14 protein-coding genes and 1 tRNA gene are annotated in these 17,293 nt (G+C 71.1%); 10 read left to right on the forward strand and 5 right to left on the reverse strand.

All coding sequences use genetic code 11. The annotated features are described in order from the left end of the window. Positions 1-53: 53 nt before the first annotated feature. The 8 genes from ACIBK3_RS27770 (at position 54) to ACIBK3_RS27805 (ending at position 10,242) form a co-directional block, all read left to right on the forward strand. Positions 54-1,925, forward strand: a complete 1,872-nt coding sequence (locus ACIBK3_RS27770) for a M20/M25/M40 family metallo-hydrolase (RefSeq protein WP_399369859.1) — start codon at positions 54-56, stop codon at positions 1,923-1,925. Further along, complete coding sequence (gene cysC / locus ACIBK3_RS27775; RefSeq protein WP_399369861.1) at positions 1,910-2,530, forward strand: adenylyl-sulfate kinase; 621 nt, start codon at positions 1,910-1,912, stop codon at positions 2,528-2,530. Before ACIBK3_RS27770 ends, cysC begins: the two co-directional genes overlap by 16 nt. Then, on the forward strand, positions 2,527-3,468 hold the full coding sequence (gene cysD, locus ACIBK3_RS27780; protein ID WP_399369863.1) for a sulfate adenylyltransferase subunit CysD: 942 nt from the start codon (positions 2,527-2,529) through the stop codon (positions 3,466-3,468). The genes cysC and cysD overlap by 4 nt, the downstream gene beginning before the upstream one ends. A gap of 2 nt (positions 3,469-3,470) precedes the next feature. Then, complete coding sequence (locus ACIBK3_RS27785; RefSeq protein WP_399369865.1) at positions 3,471-4,778, forward strand: sulfate adenylyltransferase subunit 1; 1,308 nt, start codon at positions 3,471-3,473, stop codon at positions 4,776-4,778. Positions 4,779-4,940: 162 nt separating this feature from the next. Then, the gene (locus ACIBK3_RS27790) at positions 4,941-5,090 is read left to right on the forward strand and encodes a hypothetical protein (RefSeq protein WP_399369867.1); all 150 of its coding nucleotides are present in this window, start codon (positions 4,941-4,943) and stop codon (positions 5,088-5,090) included. Between the two features lie 56 nt (positions 5,091-5,146). Then, positions 5,147-7,423, forward strand: a complete 2,277-nt coding sequence (locus ACIBK3_RS27795; protein ID WP_399369869.1) for a TOMM precursor leader peptide-binding protein — start codon at positions 5,147-5,149, stop codon at positions 7,421-7,423. Between the two features lie 43 nt (positions 7,424-7,466). Continuing rightward, positions 7,467-8,942: a SagB family peptide dehydrogenase gene (locus tag ACIBK3_RS27800; RefSeq protein ID WP_399369871.1), complete on the forward strand. Its 1,476-nt coding sequence runs from the start codon at positions 7,467-7,469 to the stop codon at positions 8,940-8,942. Between the two features lie 94 nt (positions 8,943-9,036). After that, positions 9,037-10,242 (forward strand): sensor histidine kinase, encoded by a 1,206-nt coding sequence (locus ACIBK3_RS27805; protein WP_399369873.1) that lies wholly within the window; start codon positions 9,037-9,039, stop codon positions 10,240-10,242. On the opposite strand, the gene ACIBK3_RS27810 is transcribed toward ACIBK3_RS27805, so the two are convergent. The 4 genes from ACIBK3_RS27810 to ACIBK3_RS27825 form a co-directional block, all read right to left on the reverse strand. Then, complete coding sequence (locus ACIBK3_RS27810; RefSeq protein ID WP_399369875.1) at positions 10,220-10,825, reverse strand: DNA-binding response regulator; 606 nt, start codon at positions 10,823-10,825, stop codon at positions 10,220-10,222. The two genes, ACIBK3_RS27805 and ACIBK3_RS27810, sit on opposite strands and share 23 nt — an antisense overlap. A gap of 573 nt (positions 10,826-11,398) precedes the next feature. Then, positions 11,399-11,472 (reverse strand) — tRNA-Pro (locus ACIBK3_RS27815). A 42-nt stretch (positions 11,473-11,514) separates the two neighbouring features. Beyond that, complete coding sequence (locus ACIBK3_RS27820) at positions 11,515-12,321, reverse strand: Pr6Pr family membrane protein (RefSeq protein WP_399369877.1); 807 nt, start codon at positions 12,319-12,321, stop codon at positions 11,515-11,517. A gap of 113 nt (positions 12,322-12,434) precedes the next feature. Then, positions 12,435-13,361, reverse strand: a complete 927-nt coding sequence (locus ACIBK3_RS27825; protein WP_399369879.1) for a metallophosphoesterase — start codon at positions 13,359-13,361, stop codon at positions 12,435-12,437. A gap of 115 nt (positions 13,362-13,476) precedes the next feature. Between ACIBK3_RS27825 and ACIBK3_RS27830 the strand changes: the two genes are divergently transcribed. Beyond that, positions 13,477-13,941 carry a GatB/YqeY domain-containing protein gene (locus tag ACIBK3_RS27830; protein ID WP_399369880.1) on the forward strand — a complete coding sequence of 155 codons (465 nt, stop codon included), beginning with the start codon at positions 13,477-13,479 and terminating at the stop codon, positions 13,939-13,941. Between the two features lie 214 nt (positions 13,942-14,155). Here the strand turns inward: ACIBK3_RS27830 and ACIBK3_RS27835 are convergent, their stop codons facing one another. Beyond that, positions 14,156-16,450: a transglycosylase domain-containing protein gene (locus tag ACIBK3_RS27835; protein ID WP_399369882.1), complete on the reverse strand. Its 2,295-nt coding sequence runs from the start codon at positions 16,448-16,450 to the stop codon at positions 14,156-14,158. A gap of 408 nt (positions 16,451-16,858) precedes the next feature. Here ACIBK3_RS27835 and wblA point away from each other — a divergent pair, with 408 nt between their 5' ends. Beyond that, positions 16,859-17,197, forward strand: a complete 339-nt coding sequence (wblA, locus tag ACIBK3_RS27840; protein WP_030940634.1) for a transcriptional regulator WblA — start codon at positions 16,859-16,861, stop codon at positions 17,195-17,197. The last annotated feature ends 96 nt before the right edge of the window (positions 17,198-17,293 follow it).

A 17,293-nucleotide genomic window follows, 5' to 3' on the forward strand; every position in this document is an offset into this window, starting at 1 on the left:
CCGACGACCCGACGCCCACCGAATCCGCCCCCCACAGCCGAAGGAGTACGCACATGCCCCCGGGAACAACCCCGCCCCTGGGCGAAGTCGCCAGCGCGCGGCAGCCGGCGCTCTATGTGGTCAAGCTGGGCAGCGCCACCCTGGCCCACAGCCGTGTCTTCGACGAACTGCTGGCCCTGCGCGGGCGCGGCGCGCGCCTGCTCCTCGTCGCCGGGGGAGCCGCCGGTATCGCCGAGCACTACCGCCGCACCGGACGCGAGATCCGCACCCTCGTCTCCCGCGACGGCGACGAGATCCGCTACTGCCCGCCCGAGGAGATGCGGCACATCGTCGCCGCGTACGAGGAGGTGACCCTCCCCCTGGTGGAGGAGGAGCTGACCCGGCGCGGCCTGTCGGTCTTCGCGTCGGTGGCCCGCGGCGGCTCCCTGGTGACAGCCACGGCCAACGGGCCGATGCGGGTGCGGGACAACGGCCGCGTCCGCATCGTCCGCGACCACCGCGCCGGCACCGTCACCTCCGTCGACGCGCCCCGCATCACCGCCCTGCTCGACGCCTTCGACGTGGTCTGCCTCTCCCCGCCGGTCGCGGACACCGAGGGCGGCACGCCGCTCAACGTCGACGCCGACGTCCTTGCCGCCGCCCTGGCCCGCGCCCTGAACGCCGACCATCTGCGCCTGGTGACCGGCACCGCCGGCCTGCTCTTGGACCCCGCCGACCCGGCCAGCACCCTGCGCCACCTCGCCGAGGGCGAGGGCGGCCGGTACGCGAAGGGCCGTATGCGGCAGAAGGTGCGGGCCGCCGAGATCGCCCTGGGCGGCACCTCCGACACGGCGATCACCGGCCCGCACACGCTGTCCGCGACGGGTGCCACCCGCTTCTGGGCCGCCACCGCGCCGGCCGCCGACCTGACGCTGCTCTCCCGGGCGGTGCAGCTGTCCTCCGTCTCCCGGGACGAACGCGAACTCGCTCTCTTCCTCGCCGAGTGGTGCGCGGACCACGGCCTGAAGTCCGAGATCGACGCCGTCGGCAACCTGGTCGCCACCAAGGGCGCGGGAGACCGGCGCCTGATGATGCTCGGCCACCTGGACACCGTGCCCTACCGATGGCCCGTCCGCTGGGACGGCGAGGTGCTCTCCGGCCGCGGCTCGGTCGACGCCAAGGGCAGCCTGGTGACCTTCCTGCAGACCCTCGCCGACTATGACCCTCCCGAGGGCGTCGAGCTACGGGTGGTCGGCGCCGTGGAGGAGGAGATCACCGGGGCCGGCGCCTTCCACGTCCGCGACGCCTACCCGGCCGACGCGGTGATCGTCGGTGAGCCCAGCGGCGCGTCTTCCCTCACTCTCGGCTACTACGGCCTGATCAAGGTCCACCTGCACACCCGGGAGAGCGTCGGCCACACCGCCGGCGAGGGCGTCCGCACGGCCGGCGACCGCCTCGTCGAGGCCCTCACCGCCGTACGCACAGCGGTCGCCGAGGTCGCCCCCGACGCCCTCACCGCGACCCTGGGCGTCCGCGCCCTCAACGAGGGCGACGTCCAGGACGGCGAAGCAGTCGTCGACGTACGGCTGCCTCCGGGCCACGCCGTGGAGACGATCGTCGACGCGCTGCGCGCCGCCGTGGCGGAGCCCGTTCGCATCGAGGTGCTGCGTGCCACCCCGGGCGTGGCCACACCCCGCACCAGCCCGCTCGTCAAGGCGTTCCAACGGGCCTTCCGCACGGAGGACTTGAAGCCCCGCTACCTGATGAAGAAGGGCAGCAGCGACATGAACACGCTTGCCACCACCTGGCACGGCGTCCCCATGGTCGCCTACGGCCCCGGCGACGCGAGCCTGGACCACACCCCTGCCGAGCACCTGCCCGCGGCCGAGTTCCGGCTGGCCGGGCGCCTGCTGACCGCCGCCGTCCGAGAATGGAGCACGCTGTGACCACCCTGCAGACCACCCGACCGGGCCCCGACCTCACCTCCCCTTCCGCACCTGCTCCTTACTGCACCTGCTACCCCGGCGCGACCGTGTGGCTGACCGGGCTGCCGAGCTCCGGCAAGACCACCGTCGCCCGCGCTGCCGCCGAGGTCCTACGACGTGACGGCCGCCGCGTGGAGGTGCTCGACGGCGACGAACTGCGCCGTACGCTCACCGGCGACCTCGGCTACTCCCGCGAGGACCGGCATCGCAACGTCGAGCGCGTCGGCCGCGTCGCCCAGGTCCTCGCCCGCAACGGCGTCCTCACCCTGGTCCCGGTCATCGCCCCGTACGCCGACTCCCGCGCGCTGGTGCGCGACCTGCACCGGGAGAGCCGTACCGCGTTCCTGGAGGTCCATGTCGCCGCCCCGGTCGAGGTGTGCTCCGTGCGCGACGTCAAGGGCCTGTACGCGCGCCGCGCCGCAGGCGAGATCAGCGGGCTGACCGGCGTGGACGACCCGTACGAGGAGCCGTCGGCCCCCGAACTGCGGATCGACTCGCACACCCAGTCCGTGGACCGGTCCGTGGCGGCGCTGCTCGCCCTGCTCACCGAGCGGGGGCTGGCATGACCGCCCTGACCACCGCACCGGCCCCCGTGCCCGCCGAGAACCCGTACACGCTGTCCCATCTCGACGCCGTCGAGTCGGAGGCCATCCACATCTTCCGGGAGGTGGCGGGCGAGTTCGAGAACCCGGTGATCCTGTTCTCCGGCGGCAAGGACTCCATCGTCATGCTGCACCTGGCGCTGAAGGCGTTCGCGCCGGCGACCGTCCCCTTCTCCCTGCTGCACGTCGACACCGGGCACAACTTCCCCGAGGTCATCGACCACCGGGACCTTACGGTCGCCCGGCACAACCTGCGTCTGCACATCGCGACCGTGCAGGACTACATCGACCGAGGCGTGCTGCGCGAGCGGCCCGACGGCACCCGCAACCCCCTGCAGACCCTGCCCCTCACGGAGAAGATCCAGGCCGAGCGCTTCGACGCCGTGTTCGGCGGTGGCCGCCGGGACGAGGAGAAGGCCCGCGCGAAGGAGCGGGTGTTCTCGCTGCGCGACGAGTTCTCCCAGTGGGACCCGCGCAGGCAGCGCCCCGAGCTCTGGAACCTCTACAACGGGCGGCACGCGCCCGGCGAGCACGTCCGCGTGTTCCCGCTGTCCAACTGGACCGAGCTGGACGTGTGGCAGTACATCGCCCGCGAGGGCATCGAGCTGCCGGACATCTACTTCGCGCACGAGCGTGAGGTGTTCCGGCGCGACGGCATGTGGCTGACCGCGGGTGAGTGGGGCGGGCCGAAGGACGGCGAGACCGTCGAGAAGCGCCTCGTCCGCTACCGCACCGTCGGCGACATGTCCTGCACCGGCGCAGTGGACTCCGACGCGGTGACCCTGGATCAGGTCATCGTCGAGATCGCCGCCGCCCGCCTCACCGAGCGGGGCGCCACCCGCGCCGACGACAAGCTCTCCGAGGCCGCCATGGAAGACCGCAAGCGCGAGGGGTACTTCTAGCCATGACCATCGACCCGCCCCCGGCCATCGACACCCTGCGCTTCGCCACCGCCGGCTCCGTCGACGACGGCAAGTCCACGCTCGTCGGCCGTCTGCTGCACGACTCCAAGTCGGTTCTCGCCGACCAGATGGAGGCCGTCGAGCACGCATCCCGTTCACGCGGCCAGGACACCCCCGACCTCGCCCTCCTCACCGACGGTCTGCGCGCCGAACGCGAGCAGGGCATCACCATCGACGTGGCGTACCGCTACTTCGCCACGCCCCGACGCCGGTTCATCCTCGCCGACACCCCGGGCCATGTGCAGTACACCCGCAACATGGTCACCGGCGCCTCCACCGCCGACCTCGCCCTGGTCCTGGTGGACGCCCGGCACGGCGTCGTGGAGCAGACCCGCCGCCATCTCGCCGTGTCCGCGCTGCTGCGCATCCCGCGGGTGACGCTGGTCGTCAACAAGATGGACCTGGCGGGCTGTTCGGAGCAGGTCTTCGCGGACATCGTCGCCGAGTTCGCCGACTGTGCCGGCACCCTCGGTGTCGCCCACGTGACCGCCGTCCCGGTCTCGGCGCTGGACGGCGACAACGTCGTACGGCCCTCGGCCCGGATGGACTGGTACGGCGGCCCGACCGTCCTGGAGCACCTGGAGACGGTGCCCACCGGCGTCGACCCGCGCACCGAACCGGCGCGCCTGCCCGTGCAGTACGTGATCCGGCCGCAGACCGCCGGGCACCGCGACTACCGCGGCTACGCCGGTCAGCTCGTCTCCGGGCTGCTGCGGGTCGGCGACCCGGTGACCGTCCTGCCGTCCGGCCGCAGCAGCGTCGTCGAGGCCATCGACACCCCGGCGGGTACGGCCCCCGCGGCCTGGGCGCCGCAGTCGGTGACGGTGCGCCTCGCCGACGACATCGACATCGCCCGCGGCGACCTGCTGGCCCCCGCCGACGCCCCGCCCCGCACCACCCGGCTGATCCACGGCACCGTCTGCCATCTGGCCGAACGCCCGCTGCGGGCCGGCCAGCGGGTGCTGCTGAAGCACACCACGCGCACCGTGCGGGCGCGAGTCGAGGAGATCGGCTCGCGACTCGACCTGCGGGACCTCACCGAGCGTCCGGGGCCGTGGACGCTCGACGCCAACGACATCGGGCGGATCGTGGTGCGCACCGCCGAGCCGGTCGCCCTCGACGGCTACGCGGAGCTGCGCCGCACCGGTTCGTTCCTGCTCATCGACCCGGAGGACGGCAGCACCCTCACGGCAGGCATGGCCGACGCTCCGGAGGACCCGGCCGCCCCGGGCCGCGCGGAAGGAGTGTGAGAACCGCCCTGGGTGATCATGAGAGCGTCATGTCGAGCCGGTGACGCTGGCACTGTCGGCCCCGCCCGCGTCCCGGAAGACTCTTCCTCATCGAACACGGCACCACCCAGCGTCACGCGAACCAGCAGCACTGCTCGACACCACCTTCGAGGAAGGGCCGACATGAATCTCAACGCCACCACCACCGCCTGCCCCGCCACCGACGTCCCGGCCATGGACGGCCTGGTCATCGAGGACCTCGCCGCGTCGGCCGCCCAGCCGTTCCAGCCGGGCACCTGCATCTGCTGGTCGGAGGGCGCGCTCGCCGAGTGACGCGTTCAGCAGTCGAACGGACGGCAGCCGACACAGGGGGAACGGGGGGAACGGCAGTGACGAAGCAGCAGAGCGCGGAACCGGGACTGGCCTTCAAGCACCACCTGACGGCCGAAGTGGTGCCGGGAGAAGGGGTGTTCCTGGTGTCCGACCGCGGCGTGACCGTGCTGCGCGGCGCCGGAGTCACCGAGCTCGCCCCGCTCCTCGACGGCAGCCGGACACTGGACCAGCTGGCCGACGAGGCGCCCGCCGGGCTGTTCCCGGCGCAGGTGCGGCAGGTTGTCGGCAGGCTCCTCGACTCGGGGCTGCTCACCCGCCGGCCGCGGGACGCGGCCACCTCCACCGACGAGGTGTTCTGGGAACTGGCGGGCCTGGACGGGCCCGCCGCCGCCCGCCGCACCGCCATCGCCACGGTCGCTGTCGCCTGCACCGGCTCCCACGCCCGGCAGGCGGTCGACGAGATGACCGCCGCGCTCACCGGGGGCGGCCTGCGCCCGCACCGCCCCGGCGAGGACACCGAACCCCCGAGCCTCGCCGTCGTCCTCTGCGACAGCTACCTCGACGCCGAACTCGCGGACATGGACGCCGCGTACCGGTCCGCGGGGACGCCCTGGCTGCTCGTCCGGCTGATGGGCGAGCGGCCCTGGATCGGCCCCGTGTTCCGCCCGGACGACGGCCCCTGCTGGCACTGCCTGGCCGAGCCGTTGCGCCGCAACCGGCCCGCCGAGGCGTTCCTCGGCCGAGCCCTCGGCCGCCCGGTCCGCACCCCGCCCTCCGCGCTCGCCGCCGGCCGCGCGGCCGGTCTGCACCTGGCCTGCCTGGAGGCCGTCAAGTGGCTGGCCGGGCAGCGCCACCCCGGCCAGTCCGCGCTGTGGGAGCTCAACCCCCTCGACCTGACGAGCCGTCACCATCCGGTACGACGCCGCCCGCAGTGCCCCTGCTGCGGCGACCCAGAGCTGATGGCACGCCAGGTCCGGGCGCCGTTCGCCATCACCCGCCGCCCCAAGACCGGCACCGGCACCGGCGAGCGGTCGCTGCCGGCGGAGGAGATGCTCCAGCGGTACGGTCATCTCGTCGACGACCTGACCGGAGTGGTCAAGGAGATCCGCCGCGACCGGCGCGGTCCCGGCTTCCTCAACTGCTTCCACTCCGGGCACAACCCGGCCGCCGCGCCCACTGCACTCGCCCAGGTGCGCAGCGGACTGCGCAGCCACAGCTCGGGAAAGGGCACCACCGAGACCCAGGCGAAGGTGAGCGCCCTGTGCGAGGCCGTCGAGCGGCACAGCGGCTACTTCCAGGGTGACGAGCCGACCGTACGGGCCGCTTACCGGGACATCGCCGACCGCGCCGTGCACCCGGACGCGGTCCAGCTCTTCCACCCCCGCCAGTATGCCGACCGTGCCCGCTGGAACGCCGAGCACAGCCCGGCACACCGCGTCTGCGACCCCTTCGATGAGGACACGCCGGTCGACTGGACCCCGATGTGGTCCCTGACCGGCCACCGGCACCGCCTGGTGCCCACCGCGATGCTCTACTACAACGCGCCCGGCAACAGGGCCCCGTTCACCGCGACCTCCAACGGCTCGGCGGCAGGCAGCTGCCGCGAGGACGCCGTCGTCCAGGGCTTCCTGGAACTCGTCGAACGCGACGCCGTCGCCCTGTGGTGGTACAACCGCACCCGCCAGCCCGGAGCGGACCTCGACGCCTTCGACGACCCCTGGGTCCGGCGGGTGGGCGACGAACACCGGGGCCTCGCCCGGCGGCTGTGGGTTCTCGACCTCACCAGCGACCTCGGCATCCCGGTCTTCGCCGCCCTGTCCGCCCGCACCGACAAACCGGCCGAGGACATCACGCTCGGCTTCGGCGCCCACTTCGACCCCCGGATCGCGTTGCGCCGGGCGGTGGCGGAGCTCAACCAGATGCTCCCGCCGGTCGCTCAGGCCCGAGCCGACGGCACCGGGTACAGCTGCGACGACCCAGCCGTCCTGACCTGGTGGCGGACCGCCACCACCGCCGACCAGCCGCACCTGCTGGCCGGTGCCGGCGAACGGGCCCGCACCCCCGAGGACTTCGGTTACGTCCCGCGCGCCGACCTGGCCGACGACGTGGCGGCAGCCGCCGACCTCGCCCGCGGAATCGGCAGCGACCTGCTGGTCCTCGACCAGACCCGGCCGGACACCGGCCTGCCGGTGGTCAAGGTGGTGGTGCCCGGGCTGCGCCCCTTCTGGGCCCGCTTCGCCCCCGGCCGCCTCTACGACGTCCCGGTTCGCCTGGGCCGCCGGTCCACGCCGATCCGCTACGAGGACCTCAACCCGGTCCCACTGTTCCTGTGACACCGCCCGACACTGTCATCCCCCCACGCCCCGAGGTCTCGCCATGAATTCCGCCACCCTGTCCCTGAAGCCACTGTGGTCGCTGCGTGAGGACTGCGGATTCCGGCCCTTACCGGACGACCCGGGCGCCTGCGTCGTCAGCACCCCCTGGGGGGAGATCCGCCTCGACGCGGGCACTCCCGCGGTCGGCCGGGCGCTGGAACGCATGACGTATGGCCCGGTCTCGCTCGACAACGTGCTGCCAGGCTTCACCGAGGGCCCCGGACCGGCCGGGGAACGCCCCCAGTACGACGCCCTGGACGCTGCCCTCGGACGACTCCAGCACGTCGTGGTGCGCACCCTCGCGCTGGCGGAGGGCACCCACCATCTGACCGTGGTGCCCATCGCCCGGCGGGCCCGGTTCACCCCCGGCCGCCCCGACGCGGACGCCGTGCACCGGCTGTCGAGGTTCGTCACCCTGCGGGCCGGGGCCGAGGGATGGGTGGCGGAGTCGCCGCTCGCCGCCCACCGGGTGCTCCTGCACACCCCGCAGGCAGGCTGGCTTGTCGGCTGCTACGCCCGGCCCACGACGGTGCGTGAGGCGGCCCGCATGCTCGGGCTGCCGGTGGAGGAGACAGCTCTGGTGGTCGGCTACCTGGAGACCGCCGGGATGCTGGTACCGGGCGTCCCGCAGGTGGCCTTCGGCGGTGCGGACGGGTCCTCCTCTTTCGCCTTCGCCGAGGATCACGACATCCCCCTGGAGCCCTGGTCGCCGCGGGAGCTGCTGGTGCACCAGCGCAGCAGGCCGGGCGCGCACGACGAACCGGTGGGCAGGACCGGCGAGTTGGACGACGAGATGGACAACGATATCGACGGCGGCGGGTACGCCGACTCCTTCGACGGCGACACGGTCATCGCCCTGCCGGTACCCGACAGTGTCCGGGTGAGCGCGAGGGAGCCCGGCCTGAGCGAGGTCCTCGCGGCCCGGCGCTCCGAGCGGGTGGACGACGGAATGCCGCTGACCCTCGACCAGTTGGGGGAGCTCCTGCACCGCTCCGCCGCCGATCGTCCCGCGGGCGGGCGGCCGTATCCGAGCCTCGGCGCACGCTATCCGCTGGAGTTGTACCTCACCGTCGCCGGCGGCGGCGACCTCAAGCGCGGGGTGTACCACTACGACCCGCACGGCCATCTGCTCTCGCCGCTGGACACGGCGCCGGAGTCGGTGGACGGGCTCCTCGGCGATGCCGCCGCCCACGCGGGGATGAGCCAGGAGCCATCGGTACTGATCAGCATGACGGCGCGCTACCGCCGTATGGCCGGCTCCTACCGGGGCACGGCCTACAGCGCCCTGCTCAAGGAAGTGGGAGCGCTCCAGCAGACGTTGTACCTGGTGGCGACAGCCATGGGGCTCGGGCCCTGCGCGCTGGCGTTCGGCGACACCGAGACGGTGGCCCGTGCCTTCGGCCTCGACTGGCGGGCCGAGCCGGGGGTGGGGGAGTTCGTGGTGTCGGCCTTCCCCGGACCAGAATCGGGACGATGACGGCCTGACGGACCTATGCTGTGCTCCGACCGAAATCGCATTCGAGTGGGGGGTTTCAGTGCGATGGTTCCGTCCCTTGGTCTCGGCCGGCCCGATGCGGCACAGACCGGTCAGCAACGTCGAACTGGCCCCCAGGATGGCGTCCGCCATCACCACCGTCGTCATCCTCTGCTTCTTCGGAGTGGCGCTCACCTACGCGGTGAAGGGCGGCTTCGGCGCGCTGGAGCTGACGGCGTTCGGTGTACTGATGCTGATGCTGCTCGGCCTGCAGTTCTGTCACTCGTTCCCGGCGCGGGCGCCGAGGTGGGCGCGGCATCAGCGGGTGACCCTGGCCCTCCAGGCGGCGCTCACCTTCGCTCCGTTCACGATCTTCGGAGCGGCCTGGCTGGGCATGCCCGGATTCCTGTGCTCCTCCTGCCTGTTGGTGCTGCGCCCGGCGCTCGCCTGGGTCGTCTTCACAGCGGTCGTCGTGGCGACGGGCGCCGTGCAGTTCCTCGTGGGCTACGGCGCGGACCAGTTGCCGTACAACACGGTGGCGACCGTCCTCACCGGCCTCGTGGTGTACGGGCTGAGCCGGCTGACCGGGCTCATCGCCGAGGTGCAGGCCGCCCGTGACGAGCTGGTGCGGGTGGCCCTCGCGCACGAGCGGGTGCGCTTCGCCCGCGACCTGCACGACCTGCTCGGCTTCAGCCTCTCCACCATCACCCTCAAGTGCGAACTCGCCCACCGTCTGCTGCGGATCGACCCGGAGCGCGCCGAGAGCGAGATCACCGAGATCGTGCAGGCGACCCGGCAGGCGTCCGCCGAGGTGCGCTCGGTGGCCAGCAGCTATCTGCGGATGAGCCTCGACCGCGAAGTCCCTTCCGCCGCCTCGCTGTTGCGCGCGGTCGGCATCCATGCCGAGGTGCGGGTGGCGGTGGGTGAGGTGTCGCCGGCGGTGGACGGCGTGCTGGCGACGGTGCTGCGCGAGGGCGTCACCAACATGCTGCGCCACAGCAAGGCCCAGAACTGTGTGATCGAGGCCGCCGCCGCCGACGGCTCCGTGCGCCTGGTGATCGCCAACGACGGTCTGCGGGACGGCGTCAGGGACGCTCGAAGCGCGCACTTCGCCGAGGTGCCGGGCGTTGCCGCGTGCGGCGGGAACGGCCTGAGCAGTCTGGCGGCGCGGGCCACGGCCCTCGGTGGCCGGCTCGACTCCGGTGAGCGCGCCGACGGCTGGTTCGAGCTGTCCGTCGTCCTGCCCGCGCTGGCCACCGGGAAGGACGACGAGGGCGCGGTCACAGCCAGCCGGAATCCCTAGCGATCCGTACGGCGTCCATCCGGTTGCGGGCGTTCAGCCGGGTCACCGCGGCGGTCAGATAGTTGCGCACGGTGCCCGCGGACAGGAACAGCGCGCGGGCGATCTCAGGCACCTCCTCGCCCTGCGCGGCCAGCCGCAGCACCTCGGTCTCCCGGGCGGACAGCGGACTCTCCCCGGCCTGCAGGGCGCTGAGTGCCAGCTCCGGATCGACCACCCGGCCCCCGGCGGCCACCTCCCGGATCGCCGCCGCCAGCCGGGCGGGCTCGGTGTCCTTCAGCAGGAACCCCGAGGCGTGGGCCTCCAGAGCGCGGCGCAGATTGCCCGGCCGGCCGAGCGTGGTCAGGATCGCGGTCCGGCAGGAGGGGAGCTTGCGGTGGATCAGCCCCGCGGCCTCGATACCGTCGATCCCCGGCATGTCGATGTCGAGCACCGCCACGTCGGGCCGGTGTTCCAGTGCCAGCGTCAGAACCTGGTCACCGTTCCCGGTCTCGGCCACCACCTCGATGTCGGACTCCAGCTCCAGCAGAGAGGCCAGGGCCCGTCGGAGCATGACCATGTCCTCGGCGAGCAGGACTCGGATCACTGATTCCCCCCGGTGTCAGTGCGGTGATCCTGTGTCGGATCTGTGTGCGTGGCCTGAACTTTACGGGTGAACTTGCATTCTGTGCACGACTGTTGCAGCGATCACCCGCAGTCGTGGCCGCTGTCCGGCCGAACCGCCGGTACGGCGCAACTCGTTGGCTAATGCACCGATTTCAGGCCGAAAGCTGTGCGGCAGCTCGGGCAGGAGGGCGCGCACGTACTCCTGGGCGCTGCGGCGGGCTCGCGGTGTCCAAGGCGGCGACCACCCGTCCCGTACGGTCGTGGCCGAGCACCGCGAGGGAGCGCAGGCCCTTTTTCAGCCCCTCGTCGACGAGGGCGTGGGCCAGGGGCGACCGGCAGCACCCGTCCCCCGCCGTGTACTGGATCTCGTCACTGGCCCTGGCGGCGACCCTCATCTTTGCCCTGGCACAAGTCCTTCTTGCCAGTACTTGTGGGAGCCGTCCGGGAACCGCTCCCGGAGGTCGGCTCCCAAAGGGCTCCCAAAATGGACCCACCAAGCAGGTCAGGCCCGGTGCTGATCTCTCAGCACCGGGCCTGACCTGGTGTTTCACTGTCGGGGTGGCGGGATTTGAACCCACGACCTCTTCGTCCCGAACGAAGCGCGCTGCCAAGCTGCGCTACACCCCGATGTCGCTGCTTGTCCTGCTTGTCGCGGCGACGTCGTTTACTTTAGCCCACTGGTGGCTGGAGACGAAATCCGGTTTTCGTGCGGTGGTGCGGGGGGTTCGGGCGGGTGCGATCGAGGGCTGCGAGCAGGAGCGCGAGGGCGTAGAAGGCGAGGCCGAGGAGGAGGGCGTTGCCCAGGACGCTCTTGTAGCCGTGGAGGTTCACGTCCAGGAAGGGGTAGAGGTAGCGGGCCGGGGTGCCGGGTGGCAGGAGTTCGCCGCGGATCAGGGAGAAGGCCAGGTAGGCCAGGGGGTAGAGGAGCCAGGGGGCGGCTTGGCGGAGGTGCAGGCGGCCGGGGGGCGTGAGGAGGAGCCAGTCCAGGAGGGCGGCGAGGGGGACCGCCGTGTGCAGGAGCTGGTTCGAGAGGGCGTGCCAGCCCGTGGGGGCGGCGGTCCCGGTGGTGATGGAGCCCGTCGTCGCGAACGGGCTCGCCCCGTTGGCCAGCAGCAGGTGGTACACCAGGCCCGCGATCGTGATGTAGAGCAGGGCTGCCCCGGTGAGGGCTGACGGCAGGGGGCGACAGGCGCTCCACGCGCGGCGAGCCGAGATGATCATGACCACTGTCAGGAGGATGCTGCTCTGGATCGTGAAGTGGCTCAGGACCTGGGCCGGGCTGCCGAGGAACAGGTCGAGCGTCACGCCCCCGGCCGCCGCCAGGGCGACCAGCAGGCGGTAGGCGGCGGCCAGGGGGCGGCGTACGGGGGTCACCACCGCCGTGGCGGGGACGTGCGAGGGCGGCAGCGCGGGCCTGCGCCGGAGGGCGGGCAGGTCGGGGATGTCCCTGGGGATCGGGGGTATGGGGGCGGTCATGCCCTCACGCTAGGCGCCGCTGACATAAGGGGCGATACGGGCGGTCCGTGCGGGTTACTTCTTACGCGGTCGCAGGATGGTCGCAGGGTGGCGCCCCGGCTTGCCGCCCGGTCTCACTCTCGCGGCGTCAGCGTCAGCAGCGTCGCCTCCGGGGGGCACGCGAACCGGACCGGGGTGTAGCGGTTCGTGCCGCAGCCTGCCGACACGTGGAGATACGACGTACGCCCCTGTGCCGTGTGTGTCGACAGCCCCTTCACCCGGTCCGTGTCCAGGTCGCAGTTGGTGACGAAGGCGCCGTAGAGGGGGAGGCACAGCTGGCCGCCGTGGGTGTGGCCGGCCAGGATCAGGGGGTAGTCGTCGGCCGTGAAGGAGTCCAGGACCCGGAGGTACGGGGCGTGGACCACGCCCATCGAGAAGTCCGCCGATCCGGAGGGACCGCCGGCCACCTCCGGGTAGCGGTCCCGCTTGATGTGCGGGTCGTCCAGGCCTGTCAGCTCGATCGACATGCCCTCGATCTTCAGCGCGTCCCGGGTGTTCGTCAGGTTCAGCCAGCCCGCCGCGTCGAAGCCGTCCCGCAGGTCCTCCCAGGGGTTGTGGACCGCGTTCACGGCGGCGGCGTTGCCGTTCAGGCCGTGGCGGCCCTGGGCCTTTTCGTACAGGTAGCGGGCGGGGTTACGGAATTTGGGGCCGTAGTAGTCGTTGGAGCCGAAGACGTACGCCCCCGGGAAATCCATCAGCGGCCCGAGCGCGTCCAGGACCTCCGGGACGCCCTCCGGGTCGGAGAGGTTGTCCCCGGTGTTGATCACGAAGTCCGGGCGCAGGCCCGCCAGCGAGCGCAGCCAGCGCTGCTTCTTGCGCTGCCCGCCGACCATGTGGATGTCGGAGACCTGGAGCACGCGCAGGGGGCGCATTCCGGACGGGAGGACGGGGACCGTCACTCGTCGGAGGCGGAAGGAGCGGGCCTCGAAACCCGCCGCGTACACCAGACCGGCGGCGCCGGCCGCAGCAAGGGACAGAGGTACTCCGTATCGCGCGCGCATATCCCCATCGTGTCAGACCTCGGAGGGGGCCAGTGCCCCACATCCCTTTGAACGAAGGCCACCATCCCCTTAAATGAACGGGCGTCCGGGCTCCGGCACCTGCGACAATCAAGTCATGACCACGCTCAAGTCGAAGCTGCAGGAAGACCTCAACTCCGCGATCAAGGAGCGTGACGAGCTCCGCTCCGCGACGCTCCGGCTGACGCTCGCCGCGATCACCAAGGAGGAGGTCGCGGGCAAGCAGAAGCGCGAGCTCTCCGACGACGAAGTGCAGAAGGTGATCACGCGCGAGGCGAAGAAGCGCCGCGAGGCCGCGGAGGCCTTCGCGCAGGGTGGTCGCGCCGAGAGTGCCGAGCGGGAGAAGGCGGAGGGCGAGGTACTCGCCGCGTACCTGCCCAAGCAGCTCAGCGACGAGGAGCTGAACACCATCGTCGCCCAGGCCGTCGAGGAGGCGAAGGCGGCGGGCGCCGAGGGTCCGCGAGCCATGGGCGCGGTCATGAAGATCGTGAACCCGAAGGTGGCCGGTCAGGCCGAGGGCGGCCGCGTCGCCGCCGCGGTCAAGAAGCTGCTCGCGGGCTGAGAGCCGGCCGGTTCGACGGCGGTGGCGCTGCTCGTGCGGCGGTGGCTGCCGGGTCGTACGGCGGTGGCGGTCGGCTCATACGGCAGGGACGACCGGTTCGCACGCGGTGGCGGTCGGCTCGTACGACGGTGGGCAGTCGGCTCGTACGGCGGTGGGGGCGCCCCTGATGACCAGGGGCGCCCCCACCGCCGTACGAGAACGCTGAACCTTCTCGCTACGGGCCGTTCCCGCCGTTCCCGTTCCCGTTGTTCCCGCCGTTGTCGTTGCCCTGGAACCAGCCCTCCGGGAGGGAGAACGAGGGCTTCGGGTCGGCGCCGCCGTCGTTGCCGCCGTTGGTCAGGGCGCCGATGAGGCCGGCGTTGTCGCCGTTCCCGTCGCCGTTCCCGTTGCCGTCGCCTTTTCCATCGCCCTTGCCCGGGTCCTTCTTCTTCTGGTCGGGGATGTTGACGAGGTTGAAGGTCTCCACGTTCTTGCCGTCCAGGGCGCCGGACATGGCGTCCCGCCAGATCGGGCCGGGGGTGTCTCCGCCGTAGACCTGCTCGTGGTAGACACCGCCGATGGTGATCTGGGTCATCTCGACCTTCTGGGTGGCGCTGCCGACCCAGACGGCGCCCGACAGGTTCGGCGTGTAGCCGACGAACCAGGCGTTCTTCCGGCTGTCGGTCGTACCCGTCTTACCGGCGCTCTCGCGGCCCGACAGGCCTGCCTGCTGACCCGTACCGGAGTCGACCACGCCGCGCAGCAGGGTGTTTATGGTGTCCGCGGTCTTCTCGCTCATTGCCCGCGTGCACGTCGACTTCGGCACCGCCAGAGACTTCTTCGCGCCGGCGACGGTCTGGGTGATCGACTCGATCGCGACCGGCGTGCAGTACGTGCCCCGACTGGCGAAGGCCGCGTACGCGCTCGCCATCGTCAGCGGGGAGAGGCCGGTGGAGCCCAGCGTCATCGACGAGGGGACCTCGGGGACCTTGGTGCCGTTGCCCTGGACCACGCCCAGCGCGTCGGTCATCTTCACCACCGGGCACATACCGACGTCGGAGAGCATCTGCACGAAGTAGGTGTTGACCGACTTGGCCATGGCCGTCTTCAGGTCGTACGGACCGTGCTCGGACTCGCTCTCGTTCTCCAGCTTGTACTTCGGCTTGCCGTCGTTGACCCACGGCTTGCCGCTGCAGGTCTGGACCGTGTCCGGATAGTCCATCTCGTACGGCGCCGGGTAGATCTGCGTCGGGGGCTTGCCCTCCTCCAGCGCGGCCGCGGCCAGGAACGGCTTGAACGTCGAACCCGTCGGGAAGCCGAAGTTCGAGCCGCCCATCCCCGAGTTGACCGAGTAGTTGTACTCCGTCTCGTTCTTGCCGTAGCCGTACGGTTTCGACTGGCCCATCGCGAGGATCTTGCCGGTGCCGGGCTCGACCAGCGTGGAGGCCGCGGCGACCTTGTCGCTCTTGTAGACGTGCTTCTTGATCGACTCCTCGACCGAGTCCTGCGACTGCGGGTCGAGCGTCGTACGAACGGTCAGGCCGCCCTGGTTCCACAGCTTGGCCCGCGCCTCCTTGGTCTTGCCGAAGACCGGGTCGCTGAGGAAGACCTTCTCGACGTACTTGCAGAAGAAGCTGGCGCCCTTGACGGCCGTGATGCAGCCGTTCTTGGGCTGGCTGACCTTGAGGCCCAGCGGCTCCTTCATCGCCTTGTCCGCCTCGGACGGGGAGATGTCACCGACCTCGGTCATGCGCCGCAGCACGGTGTTGCGCCGCTTGGTGGCCTCGGCCTCGTCGTTGACCGGGTCGTAACGGCTGGGGGACTGGACGATGCCGGCCAGCAGGGCCGACTCCGACAGCGTCAGGTCCTTGGCGTGCTTGGAGAAGTAGCGCTGGGCGGCCGCCTCGACGCCGTAGGCCTGCTGCCCGAAGAACGTGATGTTCAGGTAGTTCTCGAGGATCCTCTTCTTGCCGAGCTCCTCCTCGACCTGGATCGCGTACTTCAGTTCCTTTATCTTGCGGCCGATGGTCTGCTGGGTGGCCTGCGCGACCTTCGTCGGGTCGTCGCCCGCCTCCTCCACGAAGACGTTCTTCACCCACTGCTGGGTGAGCGTCGAGGCGCCCTGCGAGACGCCGCCGCTCTGCGCGTTCTTGTTGAGCGCCCGCAGCACGCCCTTCAGGTCGACCGCACCGTGCTGGTAGAAGCGCGAGTCCTCGATCGCGACGATCGCCTTCTGCATGTACGGCGAGATGTCCTTGAGGGCGACCACCGTGCGGTCGCGCGAGTAGACCGTGGCGATCTTGCCGCCGTTGGCGTCCAGGATCGTGGTGCGCTGGCTCAGCGGGGGTGTCTTCAGGTTGGCCGGGAGTTCGTCGAAGCTCTCCACCGACCCCTTGGCCGCGAGACCGAGCGCGCCGGCCGCGGGCAGCGCGATACCGGCCATGACGGCTCCCGCGAGCACACTGACACCGAGGAACTTGGCGGCCTGCTGCGTGGAGGACAGACCTCCACCCGAGCGCTTGTTTGGCATAGGGGCAGCCTACGTTCTCATTCTCCGGACACGCGTACAGGCCTTGGCCTAAGCTGCTCTCAACTGTCACAGCTGTAGGGCTACGTATCAATACGTCCGGCGACCCCGAATCGTTCCGGAAGTTCCCCAACTTTTTCGATGGGGGCGTGTCCGAATCCGCCTTGTGTGTCACCTGGCGCCCGTTGTGACGCAACACAACTGTCCTGGTTTGCCGGGATAATCACGTATGTCGCCAGCTCACTCCCCCGGGTGATCTGCCGCTTGCGCATAGTCCGTTCGGGCCATTCAAGATTGGGCCCGAAGGGGGTGTTGCGCTGTGCCCGCCTTCCGTAACGTCCTCAACTGGCGGCGGTGAATATGCCGCTGCCGCCGTGGGGGAGCCTCGATTCGGGAGAGGACGGCGCCGGTATGGGCTGGGTAGTCGACTGGAGTGCGCAGGCGGCCTGCCGCACTACCGATCCGGATGAACTGTTTGTTCAGGGAGCGGCGCAGAACAGGGCCAAGGCGGTGTGCACCGGATGCCCGGTGCGCACGGAGTGCCTGGCCGACGCGCTCGACAACCGCGTCGAGTTCGGCGTGTGGGGAGGAATGACGGAGCGGGAACGCCGCGCACTGCTGCGCCGGCGGCCGACCGTGACCTCCTGGCGCCGGCTGCTGGAGACCGCGCGTACGGAGTACGAGCGGGGGGCGGGCATCCTGCCTCTCGATGACGACGAGGTCTACGAGAGCTATGCGGCGGTGAGCTGAGGGCGGTGAGCCCGGGGCGGTCAGCCGAGGGGGTCCCCTCGGAGAACAGGCCTCGGGTGAGGCACTGGCCTCGGTAGACGCCGACCTCGAGTCGCC

The sequence above is a fragment of the Streptomyces sp. NPDC050287 genome (genome assembly GCF_044459385.1).
In the GTDB taxonomy this organism is placed as follows: Bacteria; Actinomycetota; Actinomycetes; order Streptomycetales; family Streptomycetaceae; genus Streptomyces.

Bases quoted from the DNA above. Each gene is read 5' to 3' on its own strand.
- ACIBK3_RS27770 (WP_399369859.1), top strand. From the start codon at position 54: ATGCCCCCGGGAACAACCCCGCCCCTGGGCGAAGTCGCCAGCGCGCGG.
- cysC (WP_399369861.1), top strand. From the start codon at position 1,910: ATGGAGCACGCTGTGACCACCCTGCAGACCACCCGACCGGGCCCCGAC.
- cysD (WP_399369863.1), top strand. From the start codon at position 2,527: ATGACCGCCCTGACCACCGCACCGGCCCCCGTGCCCGCCGAGAACCCG.
- ACIBK3_RS27785 (WP_399369865.1), top strand. From the start codon at position 3,471: ATGACCATCGACCCGCCCCCGGCCATCGACACCCTGCGCTTCGCCACC.
- ACIBK3_RS27790 (WP_399369867.1), top strand. From the start codon at position 4,941: ATGAATCTCAACGCCACCACCACCGCCTGCCCCGCCACCGACGTCCCG.
- ACIBK3_RS27800 (WP_399369871.1), top strand. From the start codon at position 7,467: ATGAATTCCGCCACCCTGTCCCTGAAGCCACTGTGGTCGCTGCGTGAG.
- ACIBK3_RS27805 (WP_399369873.1), top strand. From the start codon at position 9,037: ATGCGGCACAGACCGGTCAGCAACGTCGAACTGGCCCCCAGGATGGCG.
- ACIBK3_RS27820 (WP_399369877.1), bottom strand. From the start codon at position 12,321: ATGACCGCCCCCATACCCCCGATCCCCAGGGACATCCCCGACCTGCCC.
- ACIBK3_RS27825 (WP_399369879.1), bottom strand. From the start codon at position 13,361: ATGCGCGCGCGATACGGAGTACCTCTGTCCCTTGCTGCGGCCGGCGCC.
- ACIBK3_RS27830 (WP_399369880.1), top strand. From the start codon at position 13,477: ATGACCACGCTCAAGTCGAAGCTGCAGGAAGACCTCAACTCCGCGATC.
- ACIBK3_RS27835 (WP_399369882.1), bottom strand. From the start codon at position 16,450: ATGCCAAACAAGCGCTCGGGTGGAGGTCTGTCCTCCACGCAGCAGGCC.
- wblA (WP_030940634.1), top strand. From the start codon at position 16,859: ATGGGCTGGGTAGTCGACTGGAGTGCGCAGGCGGCCTGCCGCACTACC.